This window comes from Methanocalculus sp. (assembly GCF_030651615.1).
In the GTDB taxonomy this organism is placed as follows: Archaea; Halobacteriota; Methanomicrobia; order Methanomicrobiales; family Methanocorpusculaceae; genus Methanocalculus.
The window spans coordinates 1-7102 of the sequence record NZ_JAUSCG010000033.1; the positions used below are offsets into that span (position 1 = coordinate 1).

At 51.7% G+C, this 7102-nt stretch carries 8 protein-coding genes; 4 read left to right on the forward strand and 4 right to left on the reverse strand.

Annotated elements, in window-relative coordinates; genetic code table 11:
- Both Q7V06_RS01330 and Q7V06_RS01335 read left to right on the forward strand, forming a co-directional pair.
- Positions 1-898 (forward strand): PAS domain S-box protein (locus tag Q7V06_RS01330; RefSeq protein WP_304836935.1); only part of this gene is annotated, 898 nt, incomplete at its 5' end.
- Between the two features lie 4 nt (positions 899-902).
- Positions 903-1448: a hypothetical protein gene (locus Q7V06_RS01335; RefSeq protein ID WP_304836938.1), complete on the forward strand. Its 546-nt coding sequence runs from the start codon at positions 903-905 to the stop codon at positions 1446-1448.
- A 3-nt stretch (positions 1449-1451) separates the two neighbouring features.
- Here Q7V06_RS01335 and pgk read toward each other — a convergent pair whose 3' ends face one another.
- The gene (pgk, locus tag Q7V06_RS01340; protein WP_304836941.1) at positions 1452-2681 is read right to left on the reverse strand and encodes a phosphoglycerate kinase; all 1230 of its coding nucleotides are present in this window, start codon (positions 2679-2681) and stop codon (positions 1452-1454) included.
- An 80-nt stretch (positions 2682-2761) separates the two neighbouring features.
- Here pgk and Q7V06_RS01345 point away from each other — a divergent pair, with 80 nt between their 5' ends.
- Both Q7V06_RS01345 and Q7V06_RS01350 read left to right on the forward strand, forming a co-directional pair.
- Positions 2762-3061, forward strand: a complete 300-nt coding sequence (locus tag Q7V06_RS01345; protein WP_304836944.1) for a methyltransferase domain-containing protein — start codon at positions 2762-2764, stop codon at positions 3059-3061.
- Between the two features lie 21 nt (positions 3062-3082).
- The gene (locus Q7V06_RS01350) at positions 3083-3478 is read left to right on the forward strand and encodes a hypothetical protein (RefSeq protein WP_304836947.1); all 396 of its coding nucleotides are present in this window, start codon (positions 3083-3085) and stop codon (positions 3476-3478) included.
- Here Q7V06_RS01350 and Q7V06_RS01355 read toward each other — a convergent pair.
- The 3 genes from Q7V06_RS01355 to Q7V06_RS01365 all read right to left on the reverse strand — a co-directional run.
- Entirely contained in the window at positions 3469-4098 is a 630-nt protein-coding gene (locus Q7V06_RS01355; protein ID WP_304836949.1) for a V-type ATP synthase subunit D, read from the reverse strand. The two genes, Q7V06_RS01350 and Q7V06_RS01355, sit on opposite strands and share 10 nt — an antisense overlap.
- A 6-nt stretch (positions 4099-4104) precedes the next feature.
- Positions 4105-5481: a V-type ATP synthase subunit B gene (locus Q7V06_RS01360; RefSeq protein ID WP_304836952.1), complete on the reverse strand. Its 1377-nt coding sequence runs from the start codon at positions 5479-5481 to the stop codon at positions 4105-4107.
- Positions 5478-7102 (reverse strand): V-type ATP synthase subunit A (locus Q7V06_RS01365; RefSeq protein ID WP_304836955.1); only part of this gene is annotated, 1625 nt, incomplete at its 5' end. The genes Q7V06_RS01360 and Q7V06_RS01365, both read right to left, overlap by 4 nt.

A 7102-nucleotide genomic window follows, 5' to 3' on the forward strand; every position in this document is an offset into this window, starting at 1 on the left:
TCATGCAAACAGAGCATCTGCAACATTGTTAAAGCGTCCGCTTGAAGAGATCATCGGATCGCGCTGCTTTGAGATCGTCCATCATACACCAACCAATATCAGAGGGTGCCCCTTTGTTAAAGCTAAGCAGACAAAGAAACGGGAGACCCATACCGTTACCATTGAGGAGCACTGGTATCAGGTATCGATTGATCCGATCATAAACAAAGACGGGGTGATGATCGGAGCTGTACACATCCTCACAAATATCGACTCTATCAAAAAAATCCATGAACTCCGTGCGCTCCTTGGAGCAATCATCGAAACAACGCAGGATCCGATCATTGGTGAAACACCAGACGGTCATGTCATCTCATGGAATAAAGGCGCTGAAGAGACCTTCGGGTATACGTCTGAAGAGATGATTGGAGAGAGTATCGCACGGATCATCCCTGTAGATCTGCAGGAGCAATGGGGAGAATCGCTCACGAGAGTGCAGAGAGGAGAGCGGGTTGAACAGATCGAAACCCGCCGGATCAGAAAAGATGGAGTTGAGATCGAGCTCTCGCTTTCACTCTCACCGATTCTTGATGAGCGGGGTATCGTAACCGGAATTGCCGTGATCGGTCGTGATCTGACAGAGATAAGAAAGAGCGAACGGGCACTCCTTGCATATATCACCGAGGCGGCACTCAGGTTAAAGAACCCGATCGAGATCATCGCCCGGAGTCTTGACGAGATACGACAGCTCCATATAGCAGGTGAGATTGATGATGATGACCTCAACACAAGCCTGATGATCCAGATTAACCATGCCAACAAAGTCATCGAGAATATCAGAGAATTGCAGCAGTCGATCGTCCTCAGCCTTGATGAGATCCCACAAGCATACCGCAGATTCCTGATGGATGAGGAGTGACCGGATGAGTGCTATTGACACTGAAGGATCATCGATATACCTCTATATCTCTGATCCTGCCCGGATGAAAGAGACAAATATGAATATCGTCTCTCAGCTGACAGCAGACGGACATAGCTGCATCATCATCACGACAAACATTCCCTCTTCAATCCTGAAAAAACTCTATGAGAAGAGGGGGATTCCCCAAAATCAGATCTATTTCATCGATGCGATCACAAAATACTCACTCGGAACAGCTCCGATAAATCAGCCAAACACCACATTCACCTCAAACCCGGGTAATCTGACCGAACTTGGAATTGCCATCTCCGAGGCACTGAAAAAGAGGCAGGGCGATCATACCGCACTACTCTTTGACTCGATCAGCACCCTCTTAATCTACCTCTCTTCACCAAATATCTCGAAATTCATCCATTTCGTATCGAACAAGATCAGGCTCCTTGATCTGAGAGCAGTCTACCTGAGTGCTGAGAAGGGGCTTGATCCCCTCCTGCTCACGCAGATCAGTTCAATAGTTGACGAGGTTGTGGAAAACCAGAAAGAATAGAGATCAGTCGGGGGATCCCTTTCCAAAGAGCTGCCATGACGATTCGAGTGCCGCCACTGCCGGGAGCTTCTTCCCGGTCAGAAACTCAATACAGGCGCCACCCCCGGTTGAGAGATGAGAATAAGCCGATTCAAGCCCCATCTTCTCGATGACCGCAGCAGTATGGCCGCCACCAACCACCGAGAACTCAACGGTAGATGCGGCCCGGATGAGTTCATAAGTCCCGATAGCAAAGTCCGGATCTTCAAAGACACCTGCCGGACCATTGAATACGATCGTCCCCTGAGACTGGATCAGAGAGACCATATCGTGGATCGAAGAGGACCCAAGATCAAGGATCGGGGCATCCTGCGGGATACGATCGATCGGATACTCCCTCCGTTCTCCATCCATACGTACAGCAACAGATGATGGGATCACCACCCGATCAGCATATGAAGCAAGAATCCGCTCAGCCTTCTGTATCTCACCACAATACCCGAGACTCTCGATTAACTGGCGTGATGGAGTACCGATATCCACTCCTACTGCTGCAAGGAAGATATTTCCGACAACCCCGATTGCAAGGATCCGATCGGCGATTCCGTTCTGTAAGACATGTTCGGCAACCGCTATTGAGTCATCCACCTTTGTACCGCCGAGGATGAAAGTGATTGGGTGGGGTGCGCCGGAGAAGACCTTTGAGAGCATCTTTATCTCCCGCTCCATCAGAAGGCCTGCTACAGTCTTCATCGCCGTCGGAAGACCGACAATCGTCGGTTGTGACCGATGCGCTGTGCCGAATGCATCATTCACAAAGAGATCCCCCATCTCTGCAAGTCGTCTGACAAGGTGTGTCTTCTTCGCCTCCTCCGGCTTCATCGTCAGGTTCTCTTCCGCATTGAACCTGAGATTTTCGAGCATGAGCACCTCACCGTTCCGGATAGATTGAACGGCATCGCGAGCACCCTTCCCAAAGATATCATCAACATAGATCACCGGGCGGCGAATAAGCCGCTCAAGTAGTTCTGCATGAGATTTTAATGTCGTAAAATCCTTCTTTCCGGGGCGGCTCTGGTGGGTGAGCACCACAACTTTTGCATCATCAAGCGCCTGGATCGTCGGAATATGTTCCCGGAACCGCTTATCATCAAGGATCATTTCAGATGAGGGATCCATCGGAGAATTTAAATCCACCCGTACAAGTACCGTCTTCCCTCTGGTCTCAACATCCTGCAATGTACCAAATGCCATAGAACAACCTGCCAGAACTCCTGATATATCATATGAAGAACAAGACAATATTCATTTCTTTCTGATTCCAACACCCCGATATGGATCAGTTCTTCCATTTCTTCGAAAACCTTACGATGCTTGGACCAGGAGACAACCGGATAACAGAAGATCTGATCAGATCCACCAATACCAAACAAACTCCTCTGATCCTGGATATCGGATCCGGAACCGGCAGACAGACGAGAATACTCGCAGCATCAGCCCCAGAAGGGCGGATCGTTCCAGTCGATCTGTATATCCCGTACCTTCAGAAGGTGAAGGATATACAACAGGTCTCACCTGTCTGCGGAACAATGGAACACCTTCCCTTCAAAGCAGGGACAGTCGATCTGATCTGATCTGTTGGGGCGATCTATATCATGGGGTTCTCTGCCGGACTCACCAGATGGAGATCACTCCTCAAAGACGGAGGTCACCTCATCGTTTCTGAACTATGCTGGTTCGAATCCCCGCTGCCAGACGAGCTCCGAACCTATTGGGAGGCAAATTATCCTGCGATTAGTACTGAAGAGGAACGAATACGGGATGCCGGAAGAGCAGGGTTTGACATCATCAGAACACAACGGCTCCCATTACAGGCATGGGACGATTATTATCAGCAGATGAACCCGACAATCAACCAATGGAAGGAAGAGCATGATCCGGAGATGGCGACATTCCTCTTAGAGATGGAAGAGGAGATACGGATATTCAGAGAGTACGGCTCCTTCTACGGATATACCTTCTTTATCCTAAAAAAAAGTGATCAGGCCTGAGATCGGGCCTTGATCTTCTTTAAGCGGAAGAGTTCTTCACGCTCCATCTCATCAAGACGCATCTTGATGAAATCACGAGCTTCGGTGAGTTCGGGAATAACTTTAAACTCAAGTGCGTTCACACGCCGCTTGGTACTCTCGATCTCATCCAAGAGTCGCTTCATCGTCGTTTCAATCTCGGCACTGTGAATGATAGATTCGAGGAGATCCTCAAATGCATCAGCTGCCTCATCAATGACAGACGAGGTACCGATCATACCATAGCCCCGTTCTGTGGGGCTCTTTCTCACACTGGACGAGGTGATCTCGGGGACAACGACGCCCATAATATTCTTGCTCTTCAACTCGATCTGAGGGACATCCCCGACAGAGAAGGCAGCAGCCTTGACACCGATGGCGCCTTCGACTGTATCTGCGATGGCGATCATCTCCTGCGCCCGAGCATACTTACGGGCAAGCTCGTCACGGGTATCCTTGGCCTGTGCAAGGATCTTGAAGAACTCAAGGATCAGTCCGTCACGCTTCATCTTCAGGAGCTTATAGCCGCGCTCCGATAGCTTGATCCGCCTTTTCAGGGCGATCAGTTCGGATCGGGTCGGCTTTACGTCGCGGAGCGCCATGGCAGGTTACTCCTTCCGGTACTTGGGATGGTACTTCCTGATCATATCGCGGTCAATTCTGACGAGCTGCTCTTCAGGCAGTGTCGCAAGGAGTTCCCATGCGATATCGAGGGTTCGTGCGATCGAACGGTCTTCGTTGATCCCCTGGCGGACGAACCGGTTCTCGAAGAAATCTGCCATCTCAAGGAAGAGCCGGTCACGCTCTGAGAGCGCATCCTTTCCGACGATGGCAACAAGGCCACGGAGATCGTTTCCTTCCGCATACCCTGCGTAGAGCTGATCGGAGACCTTTTTGTGGTCGTCACGGGTGAGCCCTTCTCCGATACCAAGGTTCATCAGACGCGACAGCGACGGAAGAACGTTGACGGGCGGATAGATGCCTTTCCGGTGAAGTTCACGGGAGACCACAATCTGGCCTTCGGTGATGTATCCGGTCAGATCAGCGATCGGATGGGTGATATCGTCACCCGGCATCGTCAGGATCGGGATCTGGGTAACTGAACCCTTCACACCTTTGATGATACCGGCACGCTCGTAGATACAGGCGAGATCGGTATACATGTATCCCGGATATCCACGACGACCAGGCACCTCTTCACGGGCAGCACCGATCTGACGGAGCGCCTCACAGTAATTGGTCATGTCGGTTAAGATGACGAGCACATGGTATCCAAGTTCGTATGCAAGGTACTCAGCAGTCGTCAGTGCAAGACGCGGGGTGATGATACGTTCAACTGCCGGATCATCTGCAAGGTTTAAGAAGACGACCGCACGCTCAAGTGCGCCTGTCCGCTCAAAGTCCTGCATGAAGTAGTTGGCTTCCTCTTTGGTGATACCCATCGCCGCAAAGACCACAGCAAACGACTCGGTTGAGCCGGGCACTTTTGCCTGCCTGGCGATCTGCAGTGCGATATCATTGTGGGGAAGACCAGATCCTGAGAAGATCGGGAGCTTCTGTCCACGGACGAGGGTGTTTGTACCGTCGATTGTGGAAATACCTGTCTGGATGAAATCCTTTGGGTTGCCACGTGCATACGGGTTAATCGCAGCACCGGTGATGTCAAGCCGCTTCTCAGGAACGATCTCAGGACCGCCGTCGATGGGCTTTCCGCCACCGGAGAGGATACGGCCGAGCATATCCTTGCCGACCGGCATCTTGATCGTCTCACCGAGGAATCGAATCCCCGAGTCCCTGCCGATACCGGCAGTCGTCTCAAAGACCTGCACAACTACGATGTCGTCGCTTGTATCAAGGACCTGACCACGCTTCACTGTTCCATCGGAGAGCACGATGTTGACCAGTTCCTGGTACCCGACCGGCTCGGTCTTCTCAACGAAGACGAGCGGGCCTGCGATCTTTAAAACCGTCTTATATTCCTTCATGCTCCTGCCCTCAGTATTGTGAACTCAGATTCCATGCTCTTCAGAATCTGTTCAAGCATCGGCTTGTAGTCGCGGACGAACTTGATCTGCGGAAGATCGGACTTTGCCTTCACACTGATGATCTGTGGGGGGGCAACACCTGCAGTCTGTGCAGCATACGCAAGATCAGCATACATCTTGATCGCCTTCATGATATCGAACTGCTTGGTCATGTCACAGTAGGTATCGACATCATCAAAGGCATTCTGCTGGAGGAAGATCTCACGGAGCATCCGTGCCACTTCGATGGTGATCTGCTCTGACTCGGGCAGTGCGTCGGATCCGACGAGCTGAACGATCTCCTGAAGCTCTGACTCCTTCTGAAGAACTTCCATCGCCCATGAGCGGAGTTTATTCCATTCAGGGGAGACATGTTCGTCATAGTAGTCCTGAAGCTGATCAAGGTACAGAGAGTACGAATTCAGCCAGTTGATAGCCGGGAAGTGACGCCTCTGTGACAGCTTCGCATCCAGTGCCCAGAAGACCTTCACAATACGGAGGGTGTTCTGAGTAACCGGCTCAGAGAAGTCACCACCGGGTGGAGAGACCGCACCGATGACGGAGACGGAACCCTGGCGACCGGAGAGTGTATCGACAAGACCTGCACGCTCGTAGAACTCTGAGAGCCGGGCAGCAAGATATGCAGGATACCCTTCTTCACCAGGCATCTCTTCAAGACGGCTTGAGATCTCACGCATCGCTTCTGCCCAGCGTGAGGTCGAGTCTGCCATCAGGGAGACATCATAGCCCATATCACGGAAGTATTCCGCGATCGTGATGCCGGTATACACCGATGCTTCACGGGCTGCCACAGGCATGTTTGAGGTGTTTGCAATGAGAACCGTCCGCTCCATCAGGGGCTTTCCGGTCTTTGGATCGTCAAGATGCGGGAACTCTGTCAGTACCTCGGTCATCTCGTTTCCACGCTCACCACAGCCGATATAGACGACAATCTCTGCATCGGACCATTTTGCAAGCTGCTGCTGGGTAACCGTCTTTCCGGATCCAAATGGTCCCGGAATAGCGGCGGTCCCGCCTTTTGCGATCGGGAAGAGACCATCAAGGATACGCTGACCGGTGTTCAGCGGGATCTTTGGGTTCTTCTTCTCCTTTACCGGGCGGGGCACACGCACAGGCCACTTCTGCATCATCGGGTAGGTCGTTCCATCCTCAAGGATGATGACCGTCTCTTCGACGGTGAAAGATCCTGATTTGATCTCCTTCACGACACCGCCTTTTGCATTTGGCGGCAGCATGACCCGGTGCATCTTGTTCGTCTCCTGAACCTCACCAATGATCTGACCTGCTACGACGTGGTCACCTGCTTTGACGACAGGTTTAAACTCCCACTTCTTCGAGCGGTCAAGACCGGGGGCGGTAACTCCACGTTCAATGAAGTTGCCCATCTTCTCGACGAGGACTTCAAGAGGCCGCTGAATACCATCATAAATACTGGTAAGGAGGCCGGGGCCCAGTTCAACTGCGAGTGACAGGCCGGTATTTGAGACGGGCTCACCGGGTTTGATGCCTGAGGTATCTTCGTAGACCTGGATGATGACGTTATCACCATCGATCTTAATCA

Bases quoted from the DNA above. Each gene is read 5' to 3' on its own strand.
- Q7V06_RS01360 (WP_304836952.1), bottom strand. From the start codon at position 5,481: ATGAAGGAATATAAGACGGTTTTAAAGATCGCAGGCCCGCTCGTCTTC.
- Q7V06_RS01335 (WP_304836938.1), top strand. From the start codon at position 903: ATGAGTGCTATTGACACTGAAGGATCATCGATATACCTCTATATCTCT.
- pgk (WP_304836941.1), bottom strand. From the start codon at position 2,681: ATGGCATTTGGTACATTGCAGGATGTTGAGACCAGAGGGAAGACGGTA.
- Q7V06_RS01345 (WP_304836944.1), top strand. From the start codon at position 2,762: ATGGATCAGTTCTTCCATTTCTTCGAAAACCTTACGATGCTTGGACCA.
- Q7V06_RS01355 (WP_304836949.1), bottom strand. From the start codon at position 4,098: ATGGCGCTCCGCGACGTAAAGCCGACCCGATCCGAACTGATCGCCCTG.
- Q7V06_RS01350 (WP_304836947.1), top strand. From the start codon at position 3,083: ATGGGGTTCTCTGCCGGACTCACCAGATGGAGATCACTCCTCAAAGAC.